The organism is Streptomyces sp. NPDC002125, assembly GCF_053593715.1.
Window position 1 is genome coordinate 84,412 of sequence record NZ_JBSFDD010000007.1, and the last position, 21,918, is coordinate 106,329.

Consider the following 21,918-nt stretch of genomic DNA (forward strand, 5'->3'; position numbering starts at 1 on the left):
CGGGATGAGCTGGCATCAGGAGCGCCTGGTCGGCTTCGACCTGGAGACGACCGGCACGGAACCGCTGGAGGCCCGGATCGTCACCGCCGCGGTCATCGCGGTGGACAGCAGGCACGGCCAGCCGGTCCGCAGCGGCACCTGGCTCGCGGACCCCGGCATCCGGATTCCCGCACAGGCCTCCGCGATCCACGGCATCAGCAGTGAGCGGGCCGCGGCGGAGGGCCGCCCTGCCCGCGAGGTGGCCGACGAGATCGCCGCCACCCTCGTGGAGTACTGGCGCGAGGGCGTGCCCGTCGTGGCGTACAACGCGGCGTTCGATCTGACCCTGCTCTCGGCGGAGCTGAGCCGCCACGGGCTGCCGTCCCTGAGCGACCGGCTGGACGGCAGGGGAGTCGGCCCCGTCATCGACCCGTACACCATCGACCGGGCCGTCGACCGCTACCGCAAGGGCAAGCGCACCCTGGAGGCGGTCTGTGTGGAGTACGGCGTGGTGCACGGCGGGGCCCATGACGCCGCCGCCGACGCGCTGGCCGCGGTGCGCGTGGCATACGCGATAGCGGACCGGCACGGCTCGGTCGCCGCCCTGGAGACCACCGACCTGCACGAGCGTCAGATCGAGTGGTACGCGGACTGGGCCGCCGACTTCCAGAAGTTCCTTCGCCGCAAGGGCACGGCGGACGCCGTGATCGACGGCCGCTGGCCGCTGCGCGAGCCGGCCGCGGTCAGCGCCTCCTGAATCGCGGTACTCCGGCACACGCGGGCCGGGGCGGGTGCAGTGCCCGGTGGCCGTGCCTCGCTCAGAAGGGGTACCAGCGCACCTCGGGGTCGTCCTCGCGCAGTGACGCCACCCTGCGGCGGAATTCCGCCAGTGCCTTGGGGTTCCCCGGCGCGTGCTGGGAGACCCAGGCGCAGCTGGCCGTCTCGCGGGCGCCCCGCAGCACCGTGCAGCCCTCCCAGGCGCGGACGTCCCAGCCGTACGCGTCGGTGAAGGCCTCGTAGGCCTCGACGGGCAGCCCGTACCGGTCGCGGGAGAGGGCGAGGACGACCAGGTCGTGCTCGCGCAGATCGGCGGAGAAGGTCTCCAGGTCCACCAGGACCGGTCCGTCCGGGCCGACGTGGACGTTGCGGGGGAGCGCGTCGCCGTGGATCGGCCCCGGCGGCAGATGCGGGGACAGTTCCGCCGCGGCCTTCGCGAAGCCGTCGCGCCGGCCGCGCAGATAGTCGGCGTCGGCGGGATCGATGGCGTCGCCCGCGAGCCGCAGCCAGCGCTCGACACCGCCGAGCAACTCGCGGCGCGGCAGCGTGAAGCCGACGGGGGCGGGCAGCGCGTGGATCTGGGTGAGCAGCGGGGCCAGGTCGCGCGGCTCGGTCGGGCGCACGGCATCGGGCAGCCGGTGCCACAGGGTCACCGGGTGGCCCTCCACCAGCCGTGCCTCGGCCTCCGCGGCCCGTACGGCGGGCACACCCGACGCGGCGAGCCACCGGGCGACGGCCACCTCGCGCTCGGCCCGCTCCCGCAGCTCCGGGTGGTGCGTGGCGTCCCGGCCGACCTTGGCCACCAGGTCGCCGACAGCGAACACCGCGTTCTCGCCCAGCGCGAGGAGCTCCGAGCCGCCGGGCAGCCCGGCGGCGGTCAGTACCTCGCGCGCACGCTTGTCGTCCATGGCCCGATTTTCTCATCCCCCCAGGCCACCTCCACCGCGGGCACCACCTCGGCGGGCGGGCGGGCCTGCCGGGCCTGGAGCCCGCCGGCTGCACGGGCCGGCCGCACCGGCCGGGTCAGCGGGCGATGAACGGCTCGGTCAGGTGTGGCGTCGCGAGATGGAGGGTGCCGGCGGCCCGGTCGTCGAGCACCCGTTCCCTGGAGGACCTCGCCTGTTCGGCGTCCATCTCGTGGGCGTAGGCGAGTGCGGGGTGGAGCAACTGGATCGCGTGCACGAGCAGATCACCGGTGACGGCGACCGTTTCGTCTCCGGCGGTGACGAGCACGCTCTGGTGGCCGGGCGTGTGACCGGGCGTGGGGAGGATGCGCTCGCCGCCGCGCAGCGAGGCCGTGCCCTTGAGCGTCCGTAGCTGACCGGTCGTGCGGAGCGGGTCGATCACCGAGGACAGCAGCTGCGGGTTGATCCCCTCGATCGCGTCGAGCTCGGCCTGCTGCAGCAGGTACTCGGCGTTCGGGAAGAACGGCCGGGCCCGCTCGCCGCCGACGACGGCCCAGCCCACATGGTCGGTGTGGAGGTGCGTGAGCACCACCGTGTCCACATCGGACGGGTCGATACCGGCGGCGGCCAGCGAGGCCGGGAGCGCCCCGGGCACGGGTGCCCAGGAGGCCGCCGGGCTGTCCGCCGGGCCGATCCCCGCATCGACCAGCGTCACTCCGCGGTCACTGCGGATGGCGAAGGCGCGGAACCGGAGCAGCCAGCGCCCGTCGGCGTCGAGCGCGCCGGGATCGAGCTGGTCCGCTGCCGCCCACTGCTCGGCGGTGGCGCCGGGGAACGCCTCCGCCCTGGGGGAGAAGAAGGGGCCCGCGCCGTCGGCGAGCGCGATGACGGTGCAAGGGCCGACCTGGAGGGAAGGGGGCATCCCGCAGATGGTGCCACCGGCCGGGAGCTCACGACCAGGCGTCGGCCCGGCCCCCGCGCCTGCTCGCGTCCGGCCGTACGGACCGCGGGTCGCCTCCACCGCCCGCCGTCGTCCGCGCGGACCACCGGGACCGCGGGCCACCTTGACGAACGGGCGGGCCGTCAGCACGATGACGGGGGCCGCCAGTGCGGCCATACAGGTATGAACCGATCCAATGAGGTAAAGGGGTCGAATTCATGACACTGGCGACCGCGACGGCGCGGTCCGGGCGTAAGTCCCCGTCCCCCCGGGGCGGGCGGGGTGAGAACCGCCGACGTGACGGCGCCACCTGGTTCCTGGTGCTGCCCGCGCTGATCCCGATCCTGATCCTGAGCGTCGGCCCCCTGCTGTACGGCATCGCGCTGGCCTTCACCGACGCGCAGTCGGGCCGCACCCGCTCCACGCAGTGGATCGGCACCCTCAACTTCCAGGACCTGCTGCACGACACGCTGTTCTGGGACTCCTTCCGCATCGGCCTGCTCTGGGCGGTCGGCGTCACGGTCCCGCAGTTCGTGCTCGCGCTCGGCCTCGCCCTGCTGCTCAACGCGAACCTGCGGATGCGCTGGCTGGCCAGGGCGCTGGCGATCATTCCCTGGGCCATGCCCGAGGTCGTCGTCGGCATCATGTGGCGGCTGGTCTACAACCCCGACGCGGGCATCCTCAACGAGACCATCCGCGACCTGGGGCTCGGTGACGGCAGGGACTGGCTCACCGGACTCGCCACCGCCCTGCCCGCCGTGATCGTCGTCGGGATCTGGGCGGGCATGCCGCAGACCACGGTGGCCCTGCTCGCCGGGCTGCAGAACACCCCGCACGAACTCCACGAGGCCGCGGCCCTCGACGGGGCAGGCGCCTGGCGCCGCTTCCGCACGGTCACCTGGCCCGCCATCAGACCCGTGGCCCTCGCCATCAGCGCCCTCAACTTCATCTGGAACTTCAACTCCTTCGCCCTGGTCTACGTCCTGACCAGCGGCGGTCCGGGGGGCCGCACCCGGCTGCCCATGCTCTTCGCCTACGAAGAGGCGTTCCGCTACGGACAGTTCGGCTACGCCGCCGCGATGGGCTGTGTGATGGTCGCCGTGATCTCGGTGCTGCTCGCCCTCTTCCTCGTCGGCCGGCTCAGGGGAGGCGAGGACGCATGAGCCTCCGTACGGGCAGAACCGCGCGGGCCGGACAGTACGCCGCGCTCCTGTGCTACCTCGTCTTCCTGGCATTCCCCTTCCTCTGGCTGATCTCCACCGCCTTCAAGCCCGCCACCGAGCTGGGCTCGCTGCACCCGACCTGGATCCCCGAGGACCCGACGCTGGACAACTTCCGGCAGGCCTTCGACGAACAGCCCCTGCTCAGGGCCGCCGCCAACTCGCTCACCGCCGCGCTCTGCGCCGCACTGATCGCCGTCGTCATCGCGACCCCCATGGCCTATGTGATGGCACGCCACCGGAGCAGGCTCTCCACGGCCGCCACCGGCTGGGTCGTGATCAGCCAGGCGTTCCCCTTCGTCCTGGTGATCATTCCGCTCTTCCTGGTCCTCAAGTACCTGCACCTGATCAACTCGCTCTGGGGGCTGATCCTGGTCTACGTCGTCTGGTCGCTGCCCTTCGCGCTCTGGATGCTGGCCGGTTACGTACGGGCGGTGCCGACCGAGCTGGAGGAGGCCGCGGCCGTCGACGGAGCGGGCAGAACCCGGATCCTCGTCTCGGTCGTCGCGCCGCTGCTGGCCCCCGGAATCGTCGCCACGGCGCTCTTCGCGTTCATCACCGCATGGAACGAGTTCTTCTTCGCTCTCGTCCTGCTCAAGACACCGGAGAAGCAGACCTTGCCGGTCGTACTGACCCACTTCCTCGGCGCGGAGGGTGTGGCCGACCTCGGGCCGCTCGCCGCCGCCGCGTTCCTCGCCACCCTTCCCTCGCTCGTCCTCTTCGCGGTCATCCAGAAGCGGATCACGGGCGGTCTGACGGCCGGGGCGGTGAAGAGCTGATGCGACGGCGCCTCCACGCGGTCACCGCGGCGGTCACCACCGCGCTCGCCCTCCTGCTGAGCGGCTGCTCGGGGGACGGCGGGCGGTCCACGGACGCCGACGGCACGATCCGGCTCAGCTTCCAGTCGCTGGCGTGGCAGAAGGAGTCCGTCGACGCCAACGAGGAACTCGTCCGCGAGTGGAACGCCGCCCACCCCGGCATCCAGGTGGACTACGTCCAGGGCAGCTGGGACAACGTCCACGACCAGCTGCTCACCGCCTTCGAGGGCGGCGAGGCGCCCGACATCATCCACGACGCCTCCGACGACCTCGCGGACTTCGCCTACGGCGGCTACCTCGCCGACCTGCGGACCCTGCTGCCGGCCCGGCTGAAGAAGGACATCCCGCAGCAGTCCTGGTCCACCACCACCTTCGGCGACGGCGTGTACGGAGTGCCGTTCCTCCAGGAGCCGAAGGTCCTGATCGCCAACACGGAGGTCCTCCGGTCCTCGGGCGTCCGGATCCCGACACCGGACAAGCCGTGGAGCTGGGCCGAGTTCCGGCAGGTCACCGATGAGCTGACGAGCAAGGAGAAGGGGACGTACGGCGTCGCCTGGCCGCTCAAGGAGCCGGTCTCCGTGACCCTCAATCTGGGGCTCTCGGCGGGCGGGCGGCTGTTCCACCGCGGCGCGGACGGCAAGGTGACCATCCGCTTCGACGAGGGCGACCGGATCATGCCCGGCACGGTCAGGGACCAGGTCAACTCCGACGGCAGCGCGGCCCGTACGGCGCTCGGCATGGGGGGTTCGGACTCGCTCCCCGGCTTCTTCGGAGGCAAGTACGCCATGGTCCCCCTGGGGTTCTCCTACCGCCAGCAGGTCGTGGAGCAGGCCCCGAAGGGCTTCGAGTGGACGGTCCTGCCCGCCCCGGCGGGCAGCGAGGGGCTGGCCCAGGGGGTCAGCCCGCAGACCCTCTCGGTCGCCGAGGACAGCCCGCACAAGAAGGAAGCCGCGCAGTTCATTGACTTCCTGCTCCGCCCGGAGAACATGGTCCGCCTGGCCAAGGGCGACTGGATGCTGCCCACCGGGACCGAGGCTCTGGCCGATCCCGCACTCCACACCGCGGAGAACGGCTGGGCCACGGGCGCGGCCCTGGCCAGGGAGCTTCGCCCCGCGCCCGCGCAGTCGGTGCGCGGCTACCCCGAATGGAAGGACAAGGTCGCCACACCCGCGCTCCAGGAGTACTACAGCGGGGCCATCGACACGGAGGAGTTGAAGAAACGCCTGGTCGAGGACGGTAACCGGGTGCTGGCGCGCTACCAGCGCTGAACCGGCCGAAGCAGCGGGGCTGAAAACAACTGGACGAGACGTATCGTCTCGTTTACGGTAGTGGTCATGCCGACGACCCAGCGCGCCCACATCGCCATGTTCTCCATCGCCGCCCACGGACACGTGAACCCGAGCCTCGAAGTGATCCGGGAGCTCGTCGCCCGTGGGCACCGCGTCAGTTACGCGATCCCGGCGTCCTTCGCCGAGAGGGTCGCCGCCACCGGAGCGGAGCCGGTGATCTACACCTCCACGCTGCCCACGGACCCGGAGGACTGGGGCACCGAACTCATCGACAACATCGAGCCGTTCCTCGAAGACGCCATCCAGGCGCTTCCCCAGCTCGCCCGCGCCTTCGAGGGCGACGAACCCGACCTCGTCCTGCACGACATCACCGCGTACCCGGCCCGCGCCCTCGCCCACCGCTGGGGCGTCCCCGCAGTCCAGCTCTGGCCCAACCTGGTCCCCTGGGAGGGGTACGCGGAGGAGGTGGGGGAACCCATGAACGCCGGGCTGAAGCAGACCGAGCGGGGCCGGGCGTACTTCGCGCGCTTCGACGCCTGGCTCGCGGAGAACGGCCTCGGCGACCTCTCCTCCGACGACTTCGTCGCCCGGCCGCGCCGGGGCCTGGTGCTGATTCCCGAGGCGCTCCAGCCCAACGCCGACCGGGTGGACCGCACCAGGTTCACCTTCGTCGGCGCCTGCCAGGGCGAGCGCGCCGACCAGGGGGAGTGGGAACGCCCGGCCGGCGCCGGGAAGGTGCTGCTGGTCTCCCTCGGATCCTCCTTCACCAACGAGCCGGCGTTCTACCGCGAGTGCGTCGAGGCCTTCCGCGACCTGCCGGAGTGGCATGTGGTGCTGCAGATCGGCGCACAGGTGGACCCCGCCGGACTCGGGGACGTACCGCCGCATGTCGAGGTGCGCTCCTGGGTGCCGCAGCTGTCGGTGCTGAAGCAGGCGGACGCCTTCATCACCCACGCGGGCGCGGGCGGCAGCCAGGAGGGCCTGGCCACCGGCACTCCGATGGTCGCGGTCCCGCAGGCCGTCGACCAGTTCGGCAACGCGGACATGCTCCAGGCACTCGGCGTCGCCCGCCACATCCCGAAGGAGAAGGCCGACGCGAACGCACTGCGCGCCGCGGTCCTGGACCTGGCGGACGACCCGGAGGTCGCCGCGAGGCTGGCCCGCATCCAGGAGCGAATGGCGAAGGAGGGCGGCACACGACGTGCCGCCGACCTGATCGAGGCGGAACTGACGGGGTGACGGGAGGCGGGGGCCCGGGGGTGTTGAGGGAGCGTCCCCGCGTGTGGTGGGAGCGGCCTTTGTCCGCTCGCCCTACGTCTTCGCCAGGTGGAGCAGTACTGCTGGGCGGGGTGGTCCACCGTGGGAGAGTACCGGTTCACCTGAGCCAGGCGTCCGCCGGCTCAATCGCGCCCAGCGACGTAAGGCGGTGCGGCCTCGATGATCGCGGCCGTGCCGACGACCGGCCTGCCCTCGTGCATGGTGATCACGTCGCCGGGCCGGACATGGCGCCACTGTTCGGGGCTGAGCGGTGCCAGACGGACCGTCGCGCTCTCTCCCGGTGCCAGGCCGGGCGCACCCTCCACCCACAGGCGCGCGACATTCACCGCCTGCCCGCCATCGGGCGCCCGGTTACCGATGTCCCAGAGCGGCCGCAGCTGCCCTTGCCCGGCGAAGGCGGTCCGGCGTCCGCCCTCCTCCGTGCTCAGCAGGCTCAGCCTGGCCCGGAGGGTGCCGTGCTGTGTCTCCCAGGCCCGCCACTCGCACCAGTCGGCGCTGTGCTCCAGCATCATCTGGCGGGCCGCGCACCCGAGATGCGACCAGAACCGCGGGGAAACCGGCCGCCCGTCCGCGATCTCCATCAGGAGGTCGAGCACGAGCTCCCACTCCTGCTCCCTCTGACACTCGCGCACGTCGTCGACCGTCACACCGCTGTCGGCCCAGGCGCCCTCGGGGAGCAGAGCGGTCGCTCGCCGAAGAAGAGTGAAGGCATCGTCCATGAGGAGCATTCTCCGCCTCCGCCCCGGCCGCGGGGCGAGCCCGGCCTCGCCGGGCCAACACCGGTGGAGGGCCGGGCTTGTAGGTTGATCGCCCGCGTCGCTCCGGTGCGCGGGCCGCTCGCCGGCGGTGCGGAAAAAGATTTCGAAGAAAATCGTCGTCGGATGTCGAGGACCCGCCTCCCGCTCCGACTGAGGGGTGACAGCACGCCGACGGGGCGTGCGGAACGAGGAGGACACCCGAGATGAAGTACGTAGCGATGATCTACGGCAACCAGGCCAAGTGGGACTCCTTCCCGGCCGAGGCATGGCCGGAGGCGATCGCCAAGCAGGAGGCGTTCAACAAGAAGTACCGCGAGAGCGGTGAACTGCTGGGCGCCTACGGCCTGGCGGACGCGGCCAACGCCCAGCTCGTGCGCCGCGAGGACGGCGCGCCGGCGGTCACCGACGGCCCGTACCTGGAGACCAAGGAGTACATCGCCAGCTTCTACATGCTGGACTGCGACAGCCTGGAGCGGGCGCAGGCCATCGCCGCGGACATGCCGTTCGCCGACGCGGATCCGGTCGAACTGTGGCCCGTCCTGCACGAGTCCGCGGCGGACGTGTGACCGCCGGGCGCCACGTAGCCGAGGACCTGCTGCGCGAGCTCGCGCCGCAGGTCCTCGGCACGCTCGTACGCCGCTACGGCGTCTTCGACGCATGCGAGGACGCCGTCCAGGAAGCACTGCTGGCCGCCGCGATGCAGTGGCCCGAAGCCGGTGTCCCGGAGAACCCCCGCGGCTGGCTCGTCACCGTCGCCTCCCGCAAGCTGGTCGACCAGATCCGCAGCGACAGCGCCCGCCGACGCCGCGAGGACACCCTCACCCTGGCCACTCCCCAGGCAGCGCTGCTCAGCCACGCAGCCGACGCCGTACCCGACACCGACCGGGACGACTCGCTGGCCCTGCTGTTCCTGTGCTGCCACCCCGCGCTGTCACCGGCCAGCCGGATCGCCCTGACCCTGCGCGCGGTCGGCGGCCTGACCACCGCACAGATCGCCGCGGCCTTCCTGGTGCCCGAGACGACCATGGCCCAGCGCATCAGCCGCGCCAAGCAGACCCTCAACGCGTCCGGCGCCCCCCTGTCCGTGCCCGAGGGGACCGACCTCACCGAGCGGCTGGCCGAGGTGCGGCACGTGCTCTACCTCGTCTTCAACGAGGGGTACAGCACGACCGGCGGCACCGACGGCACCGGGCTGACCGCGCCGGAGCTGTCCGACGAAGCGATCCGGCTCACCCGGATGCTGCACCGCTCGAAGCCCGACGACACCGAGACCGCGGGCCTCCTCGCGCTGATGCTGCTCACCGACGCGCGCCGCCCCGCCCGCACCGGCCCGTCCGGGGACCTGGTGCCGCTGGCGGAGCAGGACCGCGGCCGGTGGGACCGCCGCGCCATCGCGGAAGGGGTCGACCTGATCAGCCGGACCCTGCCGCTCGGCCGGGTCGGCCCCCTTCAACTGCAGGCCGCCATCGCGGCCGTGCACGCCGAGGCCGAGGACACCGACGCCACCGACTGGCCCCAGATCCTCGCCCTGTACGAGATCCTGGAACAGTTCGGGCCGAACCCGATGGTCACCCTCAACCGTGCGGTAGCCGTCGCCATGGTCCACGGCCCGGCCGCCGGACTCGCCCTGGTCACCGAGCTGGAGACCGACAGCCGCACGGCCCGCCACCACCGCCTGCTCGCCACCCGCGCCCACCTTCTCGAACTCCTCGGCGAGCACGAGGCCGCGGCGGCCTCCTACCGCGAAGCCGCCCGCCGCACCACCAGCACCCCCGAACGCCGCCACCTCACCGCCCGCGCCCACCGCCTGGAGGTCCGTGCGTGACGCGCCGAGGGCACCGGATCGCGGGCGATCACGGGCTGCCCGGCCTACCCCTGTTCGCGCGCCGCGGGTTCCACCGTCAGTGAGGTGAAGCGCGGCCAGGCGCCGGCCGGGTCGCCGTTGCGGACGCTCAGGGCGAAGCCTCCGCTCGCGTCGCCCCCGGTCACCCTGGTGCCGAGCCGCTCGATCCGCGTCACGCCGTCGACGACGACCACGGTCCGGTCGCCGTCCACGGTGACCCGCACCCTGTGCTCCGCCGCCGCGGTGATCCTCCGCCGGGCGACCTCGTGCCAGCGCCCGTCCCGGCGTTCCAGCAGGCGGACATGGCTCAGGCTGAGCGCGACCGCGAGCGGGTCGCGGCTGCCGTCGCGCACGACCAGCCCGACGTTGTTCTCCGACTCGCGCAGCCGGGCCGCCCGGGCGTCCACGGTGTAGGCGGACCAGTCGGCCGTGCTCGTCGGCCGGTACGAGGCGGCGGCGTACGCGGTGCTCCGGGGGTACGGGCCCGTGCCGGTGAGTGCCCCCAGACCGGTGGCGTTCGTACGGTCGCTGCGCCGCCACAGCAGTGGCTCCGCCAGCGGGGCCGGGCACGCGCCGGGGGAGACGGCCGTCCAGCGCTCGATGCCGGCCAGCAGGTCCCGGACACCCGTCCGGCTCGTGACCTCCACCCGCTGCACCTCGCGGGCCGCCGCCGCACGGCGCCCCGCAGGGAGCGGACGGTCCGAGCTGTTCGTCAGGGCGGCGGCGAACCGTGCGTCGAGCGCCGCCCGCAGTGTCCGGTTCGTGAGCCGCACCGAGCCGTTCCGGCCGTTCGCCTCGGAGAAGGGGTAGGCGAAGAGAGTCGGGCCGGGCAGACCGTGGCGTCTGATGTCACCGATCGAGCGGTCCAGATCGGCCTCGACACGCCGCCGGTACTCCGCCTCCGTCTCCCGGCGCCTCTCACCGGACAGCCACAGCCTGCTGGTGAGGGCCGAGGCCCGGTTGCCGGACGCGTCCACGGCCGACCGCTGGTGCAGGTCGTGGGTGTGGTTCTCGAAGTCCCAGCGCCCCGAGCGGGCCATCCGGCCGATCTCCTCCCAGGAGAGGTAGTACGGGCGGTGGCTGCCGACCGCACGCGTGATGAGGAAGGCCGCCGCCCGCATCCGGTACTTGGCCAGAATGCGGTCCGCGTGCACCCACAGCCCGTGCGCGCCGTCGTCGAAGGTGAGGAACACCGAGCGCGGGCCGGGCGCCCGTCCGCCCCGGAGGTACGCGACGAACTCCGCGCTGCTCAGGGTGCGGTAGCCCGCCGCCGCGAGGGCGCCGAGCTGGGCGTCGAAGGCCTCGGGGGTCACGGTGTAGCGGCTGCGGCTCTCGCGGCCGATGTCGTGGTACGCCAGTACGACGGGCGCCGCGCCCTCAGCGTGCGATCCGGCCGGGGCGCCGCCCGCGGGTGCGCCGGGCGCCGTTCGTGGCGGTGGCTCCTGGGCGGTCACCGCCCTGCGGAACTCGTTGTAGCGCCAGGCGCCGTAGAAGGGCGCGCAGACCATGGCCAGGGCCAGCAGCCAGAGCAGCGCACGGGCCGGAGCGGATCGGGTCACGGAAGGGCCCCCCGGGAAAGCACGAGAAGGTACACGGCGGCGACGGCAGCCGCGCTGAGCAGCGCGGCCAACGCTCTGAGGACCAGACGGGGAACGCCTCTCATGCCGCCCCCCGGGACCAGACACCACGCCGGACGGTGAGCAGGGAGTACGGCAGCAGCCAGGCCAGCAGCACCGAGGAGAACACGCTCATCAGCGGCCGGTAGCGCCAGCGTGTGTCCCCGGGGTGGTCGATCTTGTACGCCAGACCCCAGACGCAGCCCTTGAGGAGCACGCCGCAGAAATAGAGGAACGTCAGGAAGAGCGCTCCGTGCAGCGGGGCCCAGACCAGGTGCCGGAAGGCCATCACCGGCGCGGCGAGGACCCACAGCGCATGCCCGTAGTAGAGCGCGGCGGGCCCGGGGCCCCGGCGCCACATGAACGAGCCCGTGAAGAAGAGGTTGCGGATGAAGCTCTTCTTCCAGCGGATCTGCTGGCGCAGGAGCGGGCGGAGCCGGGCCGGGACATCCGTCCACACCTTCGCGGAACGTACGTACCCGACGCGCCAGCGGCGCTCGGGGAAGTCCTGCTCGACGAACGGCGATCCGGCGTACCGGCGCTTGAGCGCCGCGCCCTTCCACGCCTGCCCGAGGACGTAGCCGGTCAGCTGGCGGTCCGTGGCGAAGCGGAACGGGGCGCCCATGAACCGGTCGTCGGCCCAGGCCGGAAGGTAGTTGTAGATGGCGTCCCTGCGGAACACGGCCAGCGGTCCCGAGACGCAGGAGACCGAACCGAAGGACGCCTCGGCCGCCTTGGCGACCCTGAACTGGCCCTCGTACCAGACGTCCTGGACCCGTGCCAGCAGACTCGCCTCCGTGTTCAGCGCCCGGCAGTGGCCGCTCACGGCGCCCAGCTCGGGGTGGTCCACCAGCGCGCGGAGACAACGCCGCAGGGCGTCGGGGGCGAGGACGCAGTCGGAGTCGGTGAAGGCGATGATCTCGGTGTCCGCGAGCTCGCAGGCCCGGACCAGCGCGTGCTTCTTGCCGACATTGGCGTCCAGGTGGATGACGGTGATCCCGAGCTCGTCCCTCAGCCGGCGCAGCACCTCACCCGTACCGTCCTGGGAGTGGTCGTCCACGACGATGATCCGCACCCCGGGGCAGTCGGACGCCGCCATGGAGCGCACGCACGCCTCGATGCCGTCCACCTCGTCCTTGACGGCGAGCAGGAAGGAGATGCCGGGGTTCGCGGACAGCGGGGGGAAGAACTCCTTCGAGCCCGGGCGCACCCGCAGTTCACCCTCGGCGGGGTCCTCGTACCTGCTGTACGCGATGTAGAGCGTGGCGATCGTGCCGCCGAGCACGACCAGCCCGTAGCAGACCGGAAGATCCATGTGGTGCGGCAACCGCGTGGCCTGGTGCGCCAGGACGATGAGCAGGGGCATCAGACAGAGCAGGACGAGCAGCCGCCGCACTCCGTGTCTGAGAGCCGGGTCCGCGGGTGTGGCACGGCGTCCGGGGGTGCGCACCTCTCGGGAGCCGCTGCCGTCGGCGGGGCCGGTGGCCGGTTCCGTGCGGACCGGGGGGCGGTGGAGGGTGCTCACCCGTGTTCTCCTTCCGGACGGAAGATCTCCGGACGGGAGCCGGCCCGAGAGGAGCCGCCCGGCAGCGAGACCTCGGGAAGTGTGACCTCGGGAAGTGTGACCTCGGGAAGGGAGACCTCCGGAAGCGGAGCCTCCGCGAAGGGCGTTTCCGGTCCGGACGCCTCCGGAGGGTTCCCCTGCGGACGCTCGTCCGCGCATCCGCGGCGCCCTCCGGTGTCCCTGGCCGTGAAACCGTAGAAGGCCATCTCGGTGTTGTCCCCCCGCAGTCCGACCCCGCCGGGCCCGGCCAGCCTGCCCGGGGTCCTGTCCTCCGCGTCCAGCACGGTCCGTCCGTCCAGGGCGAGCGTGATCCGTACCCGGTCGTTCCCGCAGCCGCCCACCGTGGCGGCGATCTGGTGCCAACGGCCGTACGCGACGGCGTGATCGCTCGTGGCGAGGGTGGTGTAGACGCCCTCCTCGTCCACGGGGCGGCCCGGCGCCGGGTGCTTGCGCTTGAGCACGGCCTTGCCGTCACGCCGGCGGAAACTGAGCGCGTACAGCTCCTGCGGGCCGTGGTAGCGGAGCCAGAGGTGTCCGCCGTCCCAGTCACGAGCGGGGGTACGCCCGGTGGTACCCGGGGGGCGCAGGAACACCCAGCACCGTACGGACGTGTCGCCGAAGTCGCGGCGGCGTGTGACGAGCCGGAAGACGGACGAGCCCGTGTACCGGCCGGAATCGGGGCCGGGTGTGCCGCCGTCGGGGACTCCGGTCCACCCGAAGCCCCACTGTGCGAACAGGGAACCGCTGGTGACGACCCAGTCGTCCGAGAGGCGGGCGTCGTCCGACTCCGGGCTGCGGTAGGCGTATTCGTTGGTCACCAGGCCGCCTGCGGGGAAAACCGCGCGGAAGGGACCCCCGGCACCGGCGGCGGGGTCCGGCCGGGGCGCCGGGGAGGGCGAGGGGCCGGACGCCTTGCCGTCACCGGGGCGGCGGGACACGTCCGGACCGGGTGCCTCCGCGTCCGCCCCGTCCAGGACGAGGGCGGCTGCGAGTCCCGCCGCCGGTGTGGCCACGGCCGCGGTGAGCAGGGCGCGCCGGGTCGGGGAGCGGCCCGGGTCCGGGGGACTGCTCATGGTCATACGGCGGCCCCCGCGGCCGTGAGGGCCCGGCGATGGGTGACGTCGAGGACCTCGGGACCGTCCTCCAGCCAGCCCAGATCCGCTCCGGGATGCAGGGTGTGGACGACGACGAGGTCCCAGCCCTGCGCTCCGGGGGCAGCGACGCTGTGGCGCACGGACCCGTGACGCTCCAGGCGCGGCACCAGGTCGTCGGAGTACTCGACGGCGGCGCCCCAGGCCGTGAGCCGGTCCATGATCTCCAGCGCGGGGCTCTCGCGCAGATCCGACACCCCCGGCTTGTAGGCGATGCCCAGGATCAGGACCCGCGCGCCGATCACGCCGGGTCCCCGCGCCGTGAGCGCTTCCCGGGCCTTCTCGGCGACCCGGGCGGGGCGCTCGGCGATCGCCGTCATCGCGACGTCCACCAGGGGGGACGCGACCTTCCTCGCCCGTAGCTGCCAGAGCAGGTAATGCGGGTCGCAGGGGATGCAGTGCCCCCCGACGCCCGGGCCCGGGTAGAAGGGCATGAAGCCGTACGGCTTGGTGGCGGCGGCCTCGATGACCTGCCGCGGTTCGAGGTCGAACTCCAGGCAGTTCTCGGACAGTTCGTTCGCCAGCGCGATGTTGACCGCCCGGAAGGTGTTCTCCCAGAGCTTGCTCATCTCCGCCGCCTCCGGGCTGTCCACCCGGTGGACGGAGGGCGCGGTCCCGGCCAGCAGGGCACAGGCGCGCTCGGCGCAGCGGGGAGTGACGCCGCCGACGACGCGTGGCGTCCGGTCGGGAGAGTGCGAGGGGTTCCCGGGGTCGATCCGCTCGGGCGCGAAGGCGACGAAGACATCCGTGCCGGGAGTCATTCCCCGTTCCGCGAGAGGCTCGATGAGAAGCTCGCGCGTGGTGCCCACATAGCTGGTCGAGGTGAGGACCAGGAGCTGTCCCGGCACCGCGTGGGCCACCGCGGAGGAGCAGGCGGCCTTCAGCGCGCGCAGATCGGGCACGAGGTCCCCGTCGACGGGGGTCGGTACGCAGATGATCACCGCGTCCGCCTCCAGGGCCGCGGCGGGGTCGGCCGTCAGCCGGAAGCCCGGGTCGTCGAGGGCCGCCGTCAGTCTGCCGAGCTGGGCGGGCAGCAGATCCACCCGCGCGGAACGGATGTGGTCCAGCCGGGATTCGCTGGTGTCCACGCCGACCACCGCGTGGCCGGCCGCGAACAGGGAGAGCGCGGTGGGCAGTCCGACGTAACCGAGACCGATGACCGCGACGCCGGCCCGGAGTCCGTGCGGGATCTGCGCCGGCAGGCTGGCCGTCGTGGTCTCCGGAGGCAGGGCGACGACGCGTGCGCCGTCCGGCGCATCGTCATACCGGCTTGTCGTACAAGCGGTCCGCCATGTGTCCTCGTGTGAGGTATGGGGTGTGTTGCTGGCGATATGCACATGCGAAACATGCCATTCCGCTTGGTCGTTCCCTCGCGACGGGCGGACTCAGCAGTGCTTTGCCGAGCCGAGTTCACTCGTCCGGAACCCCTGTTCGTCCTAATGCGCGTCGAGCGACCGGGCAGCCTGCGACCGCGTGGGCGAAATGCGGCGGTTCGCTGTGTCGAAAGTTTGCCGACTGCGTGACGGCTACATGAAGGTCTTGATCTGGGCGCGTCAATCGAGCAGGGTTTCGAGGCAGCCCCCGGAGAATTTCCGGCCGAGGGCCAATCCCCCCACAAAGAATGACGAGGAGACCCCTCTTCATGGCAATTCACAAGCGCGCACGTTCGGTCAGGCTCACCGCCGCGATAACAGCGGTGGCGGCAGCGGCCGGTGTCACCCTGCTCGCCACCCCGTACGCCGGAGCGGCTCCCGCCCCCGCGACGGGCGTCGTGTACGGCGCGGACGCGGCCACGGCCGTCTCCGGCAGCTACATCGTGATGCTGGACGGGAAGGCCGACAAGGCCGACCTGGCCGAGGAGTACGGCGGCACGCTCCAGCGGAACTACGACTCGGCCATCAACGGCTTCTCGGCCAGCGGGCTTTCGGAGACCGAGGCGAAGCGCCTCGCCGCGGACCCGGCCGTCTCCAAGGTCGTCCAGAACAAGAAGTTCCACATCGACGCCACCCAGGACAACCCGCCGTCCTGGGGCCTGGACCGGATCGACCAGACCGGGACCGAGGGCGACAGCGCGTACACCTACCCGGACGCCGCCGGCGGGGACGTCACGGCGTACGTCATCGACACCGGGGTCCGCGTCACCCACAACGACTTCGAGGGCCGGGCCACTTCGGGTTTCGACGCCGTGGACAACGACGACGACGCCGACGACGGCAACGGGCACGGCACCCATGTGGCGGGCACGATCGCGGGAGCGGCCCACGGCGTGGCCAAGAAGGCCAAGATCGTGGCCGTCCGCGTCCTCGACGACGCCGGCTCGGGCACCACCGAGCAGGTCGTCGCCGGGATCGACTGGGTCACCGCGAACCACGAGGGCCCGTCCGTCGCCAACATGAGCCTCGGCGGGGGTGCCGACCCGGCCCTCGACGCCGCGGTGCAGAAGGCCATCGCCTCCGGCGTCACCTTCGCGGTCGCCGCGGGCAACGAGTCGGGCGACGCCGGCGAGGGCTCCCCCTCCCGCGTCCCGGAGGCCATCACGGTCGCCTCGTCGACGGTGGACGACGAGCAGTCGTCGTTCTCCAACTTCGGCTCGGTCGTGGACATCTACGCTCCGGGGTCGGACATCACGTCGGCCTGGAACGACAGCGACGACGCCACGAACACCATCTCCGGCACGTCCATGGCGACCCCCCACGTCGTCGGTGCCGCAGCCGTCTACCTCGGCGGACACCCGGACGCCACCCCCGACGAGGTCGCCGCGGCGCTCACCGGGGGAGCCACCCCGGACGCCATCACCAACGCGACCGAGGGCACGGCGAACAAGCTCCTGAAGATCGTCGAGTAGGCGGCAGGCAGGGCACAAGGCCGTGTCCGCGACGTCCGGCCCGGCCCGCCGGGCGTACGGCGGACCTCGCGGACACGGCTCGGCACCAAGGCCGCCGCGCTCTCCCCCACGGGGCGCGGCGGCCGCCGTGCGCGAGCGGGCGGGACACGGGCGAGCGGAGCGCGAGGCTCTAGGGTGGGGACATGAGCACGATGTACGCGGCGCTGCTGCGGGGGATCAACGTCAGCGGCCACCGGCGCGTTCCGATGGCGGAGCTCCGCACGGTGATGGGGGAGCTGGGATACGGGCACATCGCCACCCATCTCCAGAGCGGGAACGCCGTGTTCAGCAGCGAGTCGGGTGACGAGGACTCCCTGGCCGCCGAGCTGGAACAGGCGATCGACGCGCACTTCGGCTTTCCGGTCGACTGTCTCGTCCGCTCGGGCGCCTATCTCGCCGCCGTGGCCGACGCGTGTCCTTTCCCGGCCGCGGAGCTGGAGGGCAAGCAGCTGCACGTCACGTACTTCGACAAACCCGTCGACGACGCCCGGTTCGCGGCGCTCGACGCCGACGCGTTCCGTCCCGAGGAGTTCCGGCTCGGGGAGCGCGCCCTCTATCTGTACGCCCCCGAGGGGCTCGGCCGCTCCAAGCTGGCCGTGGCGCTCGGACGGCCCGCCTTCACCCGCGGCCTGGTCGCGACCAGCCGTAACTGGAACACCGTGGTCAAACTTGTGGAGATGACGCGTGACTGAGCCTTCGCCCGCCGTGGCAGCAGCGATCGAGGGCGAGCTCCGCCTCCTCGATCCCGTGGTACGGGGCTCCGCGGAGGTGCTGGCCGCGCTGCTGCACCCCGAGTTCCGGGAGATCGGCACCAGTGGGCGGCTGTGGGAGCGTACGACGATCATCGCCGCCCTCACCGGACCGGACGCACCGCACCCCGGGCCGCTCACCGCGTCACGGATGCGCGGCGACCAGCTCGCGCCGGACCTGGTGCACCTCACCTTCGACACGGAGTCCAGAGGGCTGCGCTCCCACCGCAGTTCGCTGTGGCGGCTGTCCGGGGGCGGCTGGCGGCTCTACTTCCACCAGGCCACGCCCTTCATCGACGACCCCTTCGCCGAGGTCTGAGCACCGGGGTCCGGTCCCCTGCCGCACGGGGAGCCGGCCGCCGGGTCCCGAGCCGCGAGGCCCGATCGCCGGGCCCGGGGCGCTGTGGCCGAGTGCCGGGTCCGCGGGCACCGAGTGCGGGCGTCACGTACGTACCGCCTCCCGAGGCAGCACCCCCGCAGCACACGACGGGGCGGCACCGCAAGAGTGCCGCCCCGGTCCGATGTGCGTCCGATCTGCACCCGGCGTCCGGCTGGATATCGCCGGAAGGACGGATTCCGGCCACCCGGGATGCCCGGGCAAAACGCCGGTAACCGTCCGAACGGTCGGTGTGCTCGGGTGCCCGCTCCGGGGTGCGGCATCGCCCGGCCGGCGGCCACCCGGACGCCTCCGGCGTGTGTGAACGCGATGCGCGTGGACAACGGCCTTCGCCCGGGCACTCTTCGCGCCTTTGCTGCAATTCGCTGCGGGCGTCCGTTCGGTGAGCGGACGCCGGTGTTCGGAGGTTACCCGCACGCATAGCGGAGTGAGGGGTCCGCTGTGCGCCGAGGGTCCGGAAGGCGACCTTGCCACCGGGCCAAGCGGAGTCAAGGATTCGAGCCGTGCGGTTGGCAGGTCCACGACCAGAATCCGCGGTCGGGGACAACCGCACACCCCTCGGCCCGCCCACCCAGCGGACCGGACACCCCCCATCGACGGAGGATCCTGTGACCTTCAAGCGCTTCGCCCCCCTCGGCTCGATCTCCAGACGCGCTCGCCTCATCGCGGCGACCTCGGGTCTGGTCACCGCCGTCGCGCTTGCGGCCCCCACCGCGGTCGCCCAGGCCGCACCCGACACCACGGTCACCAAGGCCGAGCTCGCCGAGGCCAGTTCGGCCGTGCTCGGCGCCGACATCGCCGGCACCGCCTGGTACACCGAGGCGGGCACGGGCAAGGTCGTCGTGACCGTCGACAGCACGGTCACCGCCGCCGAGATCGCCACCATCAAGAAGTCGGTCACCGACTCCGGCGCCAAGGCCGACATCAAGCGCACCGAGGGCACCTTCAACAAGCTCATCGCGGGCGGCCAGGCCATCTACGCGGGCGGCGGCCGCTGTTCCCTCGGCTTCAACGTCCGCAGCGGCAGCACGTACTACGCGCTGACCGCCGGGCACTGCACCGAGATAGGCAGCACCTGGTACACCAACTCCGGCCAGACCACGACCCTCGGCACACGCGCCGGCACCAGCTTCCCCACCAACGACTACGGTCTGATCCGGCACTCCAGCTCCGCCGCCGCCGACGGCCGGGTCTACCTCTACAACGGCAGCTACCAGGACATCACCTCCGCCGCCAACCCCAGCGTCGGTCAGTCCGTCAAGCGCAGCGGCTCCACCACCGGCGTCCACAGCGGCACCGTCACCGGTCTCAACGCGACCGTGAACTACGGCAGCGGTGACATCGTCTACGGCATGATCCAGACCAACGTCTGCGCCGAGCCCGGCGACAGCGGCGGCTCGCTGTTCTCCGGCACCACGGCCCTCGGCCTCACCTCGGGCGGCAGCGGCAACTGCTCGTCGGGCGGTACGACGTTCTTCCAGCCCGTCGTGGAGGCCCTCAACGCCTACGGCGTGAGCGTCTTCTAGCAGAACCCGGCACCCCACACCTGCCGACGGGCCGCGCTCCCCGAGCGCGGCCCGTTGCCGTTCCGCCGGAGCCCCCGGCCCGGCCGCTGTCGCGTTTCTTCAAGACCGGCCTTCCTCCCCGGCCACAGGATGGAGCCATGAAGAACGCGTACGCGCACATGGCCGAATGCGCCACCGAGTCCGCCCGGATCGCCCGGGGCATCGATGCCACGCTCCCCGACTCGGCCCCGACCCCCTGTCAGGGCTGGGACCTGCGGGAACTGGTCAACCACTGGGTGCTCTACAGCGCCCACGGCCTGGAGTGCCGTGCCCTGCGCGTACCCATCCCCGACGAGCTGACGACCCGTGACTTCACGGCCGACCCCGACTGGCCCGAGCGGTACGCCACCCAGCTCGACCAGGCGGTCGCCGCCTGGTCCGATCCGGCGGTCTGGGAGGGCGGCATCGACACCGGACACGGCTCCACCCCGGCGTCGGAGATCGCCGCGATGCTCCTCATGGAGACCGTGCTGCACGGCTGGGACGTGGCCCGCGCCACCGGACAGGAGTTCCGGATCTCCGGACCGGCGGCGAGCCACCTGCTGAGGACGGTCGAGGGCACGGCCGCGCTCTACCGGCAGTACGAGGGCTTCGCCGGTGAAGTCACCCTGCGGGAGGGGGCCTCCGACTTCGAGCGCGCCCTGGCCCTCAGCGGACGTGACCCGCACGGGACCCTGGCGGCCTGACCGCTCAGGAGACACCGGTGGCCCACCGGCACGGGGGCCGAATGGCCCAGATGTGCGGGCCACCGCCTTCATAGGCTTCACGCATGAGCACCCACGTGAACAAGACATCGGGCAGCGCGGCCGTCGACTTCTATTTCGACCCCGCCTGCCCGTTCGCCTGGATCGCCTCCCGCTGGATGCTGGAGGTGGAGCGTCTGCGGGACATCGAGCTCCGCTTCCACGTCATGAGCCTCCATCTGCACAACACCGGCAACGAACTCCCCGGCTGGTACCGCGATCTGGTCGACAGATCGATCGGGCCTGTGCGGGTCGCCGCCGCCGCGGCGGCGAGCCACGGTCCGGGCATCCTCCGGGACCTCTACACCGCCCTGGGCACCCGCATCCACCGGGAGAAGAACGAGGACTTCGACGCCGTCGTCGCCGAGTCCCTCGCCGAACTGGGCCTGCCCGGGGCCCTGGCGGCGGCCGCGCACACGGACACGTACGACGAGGCCGTGCGCCGCAGCCACGACCGGGGGAAGGACCCCGCCGCCGGTTCCTATGTCGGAACACCCACGATCCATGTCGACGGCACCGTCTGGTTCGGACCGGTGCTCAGCTCCGTACCGCGCGGCGAGGAGGCGGCACGGATCTTCGACAGCTTCCGGGTCCTGGCCGGCCACCCGGACTTCTTCGAGATGAAGCGCGAGCGCACCGGCAGCCTCGACCTGGGGCAGGACCGCCCGGAGTCCTAGGCGCTGATCGCCCCGGTCACCGGGACGCGCGCCTCGTCGTAGCGCGTCAGCAGCAGCCGGGCCAGTTCGGGGGACGGGCCGAGCACGCCGGCCAGTACATCGGCCCCGGACTCCTCGGCACCCGCGGCGATACGGTCGGGAAGCCTGCCCGGTGCGATGACGTACGGGGCCACCGCGACCCGCCGTACGCCTTCGGCGCGCAGGGCACGCACCGCGTCGGCGGTGCGGGAGGAGCCCCCGGCAACTACAGCGGAGGCGAACGCAGGCCGCACGGCGCACCAGCCGGTGTGCCGCAGCTCCCGCGCGATTTCAGCGATCACTGCGATCGCCTCCGGGTCGGTGGAGCCCGCCGAGGCCAGGACCAGCCCGGTCGAGCTCTTGTCGCCGGGGGTGAGCCCGGCCTCGTACAGGCGCTGTTCCAGCGCGGCGTTCAGCAGCGGGGACGGGCCGAGCACATCGGCCTGGTGGATCCGCAGCCGAGGCAGCCGCGCACGGGCCTCGCGCAGCACCGAGGGGATGTCCGCCTTGGCGTGGAAGGCCCGGGTCAGCAGCAGGGGAAGCGCCACGACCTCGTCCGCCCCCTCCGCGGCCAGGCGCTCCAGCACCCTGGGCACGGACGGGGCGTTGAACTCCAGGAAGCCCGTCTCCACCCGCAGCCCGGGCCGCAGCGACCGCACCCGCGCGGTGAGCGCGTGGACGGTCGCCGCGTGCCGCGGGTCGCGGCTGCCGTGGGCGATGACGAGGAGAACCGGAGAGGGCATGAGG

General features: G+C 72.2%; 20 protein-coding genes and 1 pseudogene. 13 read left to right on the forward strand and 8 right to left on the reverse strand.

Annotated features, from left to right (window positions below):
- The first annotated feature begins 4 nt into the window (after window positions 1-4).
- Window positions 5-736 carry an exonuclease domain-containing protein gene (locus ACWCQM_RS14555; protein ID WP_450915636.1) on the forward strand — a complete coding sequence of 244 codons (732 nt, stop codon included), beginning with the start codon at window positions 5-7 and terminating at the stop codon, window positions 734-736.
- A 61-nt stretch (window positions 737-797) separates the two neighbouring features.
- Here the strand turns inward: ACWCQM_RS14555 and ACWCQM_RS14560 are convergent, their stop codons facing one another.
- Together ACWCQM_RS14560 and ACWCQM_RS14565 are read right to left on the reverse strand one after the other, a co-directional pair.
- Complete coding sequence (locus ACWCQM_RS14560; RefSeq protein ID WP_450915637.1) at window positions 798-1,664, reverse strand: phosphotransferase enzyme family protein; 867 nt, start codon at window positions 1,662-1,664, stop codon at window positions 798-800.
- 115 nt (window positions 1,665-1,779) lie between these two features.
- Entirely contained in the window at window positions 1,780-2,583 is an 804-nt protein-coding gene (locus tag ACWCQM_RS14565; RefSeq protein ID WP_450915638.1) for an MBL fold metallo-hydrolase, read from the reverse strand.
- Between the two features lie 236 nt (window positions 2,584-2,819).
- Between ACWCQM_RS14565 and ACWCQM_RS14570 the strand changes: the two genes are divergently transcribed.
- The 4 genes and pseudogenes from ACWCQM_RS14570 to mgt all read left to right on the forward strand — a co-directional run bounded on the left by ACWCQM_RS14570 (window position 2,820) and on the right by mgt (window position 7,167).
- On the forward strand, window positions 2,820-3,764 hold the full coding sequence (locus tag ACWCQM_RS14570; RefSeq protein ID WP_450915639.1) for a carbohydrate ABC transporter permease: 945 nt from the start codon (window positions 2,820-2,822) through the stop codon (window positions 3,762-3,764).
- On the forward strand, window positions 3,761-4,600 hold the full coding sequence (locus tag ACWCQM_RS14575) for a carbohydrate ABC transporter permease (RefSeq protein ID WP_450915640.1): 840 nt from the start codon (window positions 3,761-3,763) through the stop codon (window positions 4,598-4,600). The genes ACWCQM_RS14570 and ACWCQM_RS14575 overlap by 4 nt, the downstream gene beginning before the upstream one ends.
- Window positions 4,600-5,907 carry an ABC transporter substrate-binding protein gene (locus ACWCQM_RS14580; protein ID WP_450915641.1) on the forward strand — a complete coding sequence of 436 codons (1,308 nt, stop codon included), beginning with the start codon at window positions 4,600-4,602 and terminating at the stop codon, window positions 5,905-5,907. The genes ACWCQM_RS14575 and ACWCQM_RS14580 overlap by 1 nt, the downstream gene beginning before the upstream one ends.
- 29 nt (window positions 5,908-5,936) lie before the next feature.
- A pseudogene (gene mgt / locus ACWCQM_RS14585) lies at window positions 5,937-7,167 on the forward strand (macrolide-inactivating glycosyltransferase).
- A gap of 161 nt (window positions 7,168-7,328) precedes the next feature.
- Here the strand turns inward: mgt and ACWCQM_RS14590 are convergent.
- Window positions 7,329-7,925, reverse strand: coding sequence for a hypothetical protein (locus tag ACWCQM_RS14590; RefSeq protein WP_450915642.1), 597 nt, complete (start codon window positions 7,923-7,925; stop codon window positions 7,329-7,331).
- A gap of 242 nt (window positions 7,926-8,167) precedes the next feature.
- On the opposite strand from ACWCQM_RS14590, the gene ACWCQM_RS14595 reads away from it, so the two are divergent.
- Window positions 8,168-8,530: a YciI family protein gene (locus ACWCQM_RS14595; protein ID WP_450915643.1), complete on the forward strand. Its 363-nt coding sequence runs from the start codon at window positions 8,168-8,170 to the stop codon at window positions 8,528-8,530.
- On the forward strand, window positions 8,527-9,789 hold the full coding sequence (locus ACWCQM_RS14600) for an RNA polymerase sigma factor (RefSeq protein ID WP_450915644.1): 1,263 nt from the start codon (window positions 8,527-8,529) through the stop codon (window positions 9,787-9,789). The genes ACWCQM_RS14595 and ACWCQM_RS14600 overlap by 4 nt, the downstream gene beginning before the upstream one ends.
- Before the next feature lie 44 nt (window positions 9,790-9,833).
- Here the strand turns inward: ACWCQM_RS14600 and ACWCQM_RS14605 are convergent, their stop codons facing one another.
- The 4 genes from ACWCQM_RS14605 to ACWCQM_RS14620 all read right to left on the reverse strand — a co-directional run bounded on the left by ACWCQM_RS14605 (window position 9,834) and on the right by ACWCQM_RS14620 (window position 15,475).
- Window positions 9,834-11,366 (reverse strand): polysaccharide deacetylase family protein, encoded by a 1,533-nt coding sequence (locus tag ACWCQM_RS14605; protein ID WP_450915645.1) that lies wholly within the window; start codon window positions 11,364-11,366, stop codon window positions 9,834-9,836.
- A 100-nt stretch (window positions 11,367-11,466) separates the two neighbouring features.
- On the reverse strand, window positions 11,467-12,948 hold the full coding sequence (locus ACWCQM_RS14610) for a glycosyltransferase family 2 protein (protein ID WP_450915646.1): 1,482 nt from the start codon (window positions 12,946-12,948) through the stop codon (window positions 11,467-11,469).
- Window positions 12,945-14,060, reverse strand: coding sequence for a hypothetical protein (locus tag ACWCQM_RS14615; protein ID WP_450915647.1), 1,116 nt, complete (start codon window positions 14,058-14,060; stop codon window positions 12,945-12,947). Before ACWCQM_RS14615 ends, ACWCQM_RS14610 begins: the two co-directional genes overlap by 4 nt.
- Before the next feature lie 2 nt (window positions 14,061-14,062).
- Window positions 14,063-15,475, reverse strand: coding sequence for a nucleotide sugar dehydrogenase (locus tag ACWCQM_RS14620; RefSeq protein ID WP_450915648.1), 1,413 nt, complete (start codon window positions 15,473-15,475; stop codon window positions 14,063-14,065).
- Between the two features lie 305 nt (window positions 15,476-15,780).
- Between ACWCQM_RS14620 and ACWCQM_RS14625 the strand changes: the two genes are divergently transcribed.
- From ACWCQM_RS14625 to ACWCQM_RS14650, 6 genes are all read left to right on the forward strand, one after another.
- Window positions 15,781-16,983: a S8 family peptidase gene (locus tag ACWCQM_RS14625; protein WP_450915649.1), complete on the forward strand. Its 1,203-nt coding sequence runs from the start codon at window positions 15,781-15,783 to the stop codon at window positions 16,981-16,983.
- A gap of 182 nt (window positions 16,984-17,165) precedes the next feature.
- On the forward strand, window positions 17,166-17,714 hold the full coding sequence (locus tag ACWCQM_RS14630) for a DUF1697 domain-containing protein (RefSeq protein WP_450915650.1): 549 nt from the start codon (window positions 17,166-17,168) through the stop codon (window positions 17,712-17,714).
- The gene (locus ACWCQM_RS14635; RefSeq protein ID WP_450915651.1) at window positions 17,707-18,090 is read left to right on the forward strand and encodes a nuclear transport factor 2 family protein; all 384 of its coding nucleotides are present in this window, start codon (window positions 17,707-17,709) and stop codon (window positions 18,088-18,090) included. Before ACWCQM_RS14630 ends, ACWCQM_RS14635 begins: the two co-directional genes overlap by 8 nt.
- Window positions 18,091-18,776: 686 nt before the next feature.
- Entirely contained in the window at window positions 18,777-19,694 is a 918-nt protein-coding gene (locus ACWCQM_RS14640) for a S1 family peptidase (RefSeq protein WP_450915652.1), read from the forward strand.
- Window positions 19,695-19,831: 137 nt separating this feature from the next.
- The gene (locus tag ACWCQM_RS14645) at window positions 19,832-20,419 is read left to right on the forward strand and encodes a TIGR03086 family metal-binding protein (RefSeq protein ID WP_450915653.1); all 588 of its coding nucleotides are present in this window, start codon (window positions 19,832-19,834) and stop codon (window positions 20,417-20,419) included.
- An 83-nt stretch (window positions 20,420-20,502) separates the two neighbouring features.
- Window positions 20,503-21,153 carry a DsbA family protein gene (locus tag ACWCQM_RS14650; RefSeq protein WP_450915654.1) on the forward strand — a complete coding sequence of 217 codons (651 nt, stop codon included), beginning with the start codon at window positions 20,503-20,505 and terminating at the stop codon, window positions 21,151-21,153.
- Here the strand turns inward: ACWCQM_RS14650 and ACWCQM_RS14655 are convergent.
- Window positions 21,150-21,914, reverse strand: a complete 765-nt coding sequence (locus tag ACWCQM_RS14655) for a sirohydrochlorin chelatase (RefSeq protein WP_450915655.1) — start codon at window positions 21,912-21,914, stop codon at window positions 21,150-21,152. The genes ACWCQM_RS14650 and ACWCQM_RS14655 overlap by 4 nt on opposite strands.
- Window positions 21,915-21,918 lie beyond the last annotated feature (4 nt).

Bases quoted from the DNA above. Each gene is read 5' to 3' on its own strand.
- ACWCQM_RS14570 (WP_450915639.1), top strand. From the start codon at position 2,820: ATGACACTGGCGACCGCGACGGCGCGGTCCGGGCGTAAGTCCCCGTCC.
- ACWCQM_RS14560 (WP_450915637.1), bottom strand. From the start codon at position 1,664: ATGGACGACAAGCGTGCGCGCGAGGTACTGACCGCCGCCGGGCTGCCC.
- ACWCQM_RS14630 (WP_450915650.1), top strand. From the start codon at position 17,166: ATGAGCACGATGTACGCGGCGCTGCTGCGGGGGATCAACGTCAGCGGC.
- ACWCQM_RS14655 (WP_450915655.1), bottom strand. From the start codon at position 21,914: ATGCCCTCTCCGGTTCTCCTCGTCATCGCCCACGGCAGCCGCGACCCG.
- ACWCQM_RS14650 (WP_450915654.1), top strand. From the start codon at position 20,503: ATGAGCACCCACGTGAACAAGACATCGGGCAGCGCGGCCGTCGACTTC.
- ACWCQM_RS14580 (WP_450915641.1), top strand. From the start codon at position 4,600: ATGCGACGGCGCCTCCACGCGGTCACCGCGGCGGTCACCACCGCGCTC.
- ACWCQM_RS14565 (WP_450915638.1), bottom strand. From the start codon at position 2,583: ATGCCCCCTTCCCTCCAGGTCGGCCCTTGCACCGTCATCGCGCTCGCC.
- ACWCQM_RS14615 (WP_450915647.1), bottom strand. From the start codon at position 14,060: ATGAGCAGTCCCCCGGACCCGGGCCGCTCCCCGACCCGGCGCGCCCTG.
- ACWCQM_RS14625 (WP_450915649.1), top strand. From the start codon at position 15,781: ATGGCAATTCACAAGCGCGCACGTTCGGTCAGGCTCACCGCCGCGATA.
- ACWCQM_RS14590 (WP_450915642.1), bottom strand. From the start codon at position 7,925: ATGGACGATGCCTTCACTCTTCTTCGGCGAGCGACCGCTCTGCTCCCC.
- ACWCQM_RS14645 (WP_450915653.1), top strand. From the start codon at position 19,832: ATGAAGAACGCGTACGCGCACATGGCCGAATGCGCCACCGAGTCCGCC.
- ACWCQM_RS14595 (WP_450915643.1), top strand. From the start codon at position 8,168: ATGAAGTACGTAGCGATGATCTACGGCAACCAGGCCAAGTGGGACTCC.
- ACWCQM_RS14555 (WP_450915636.1), top strand. From the start codon at position 5: ATGAGCTGGCATCAGGAGCGCCTGGTCGGCTTCGACCTGGAGACGACC.
- ACWCQM_RS14575 (WP_450915640.1), top strand. From the start codon at position 3,761: ATGAGCCTCCGTACGGGCAGAACCGCGCGGGCCGGACAGTACGCCGCG.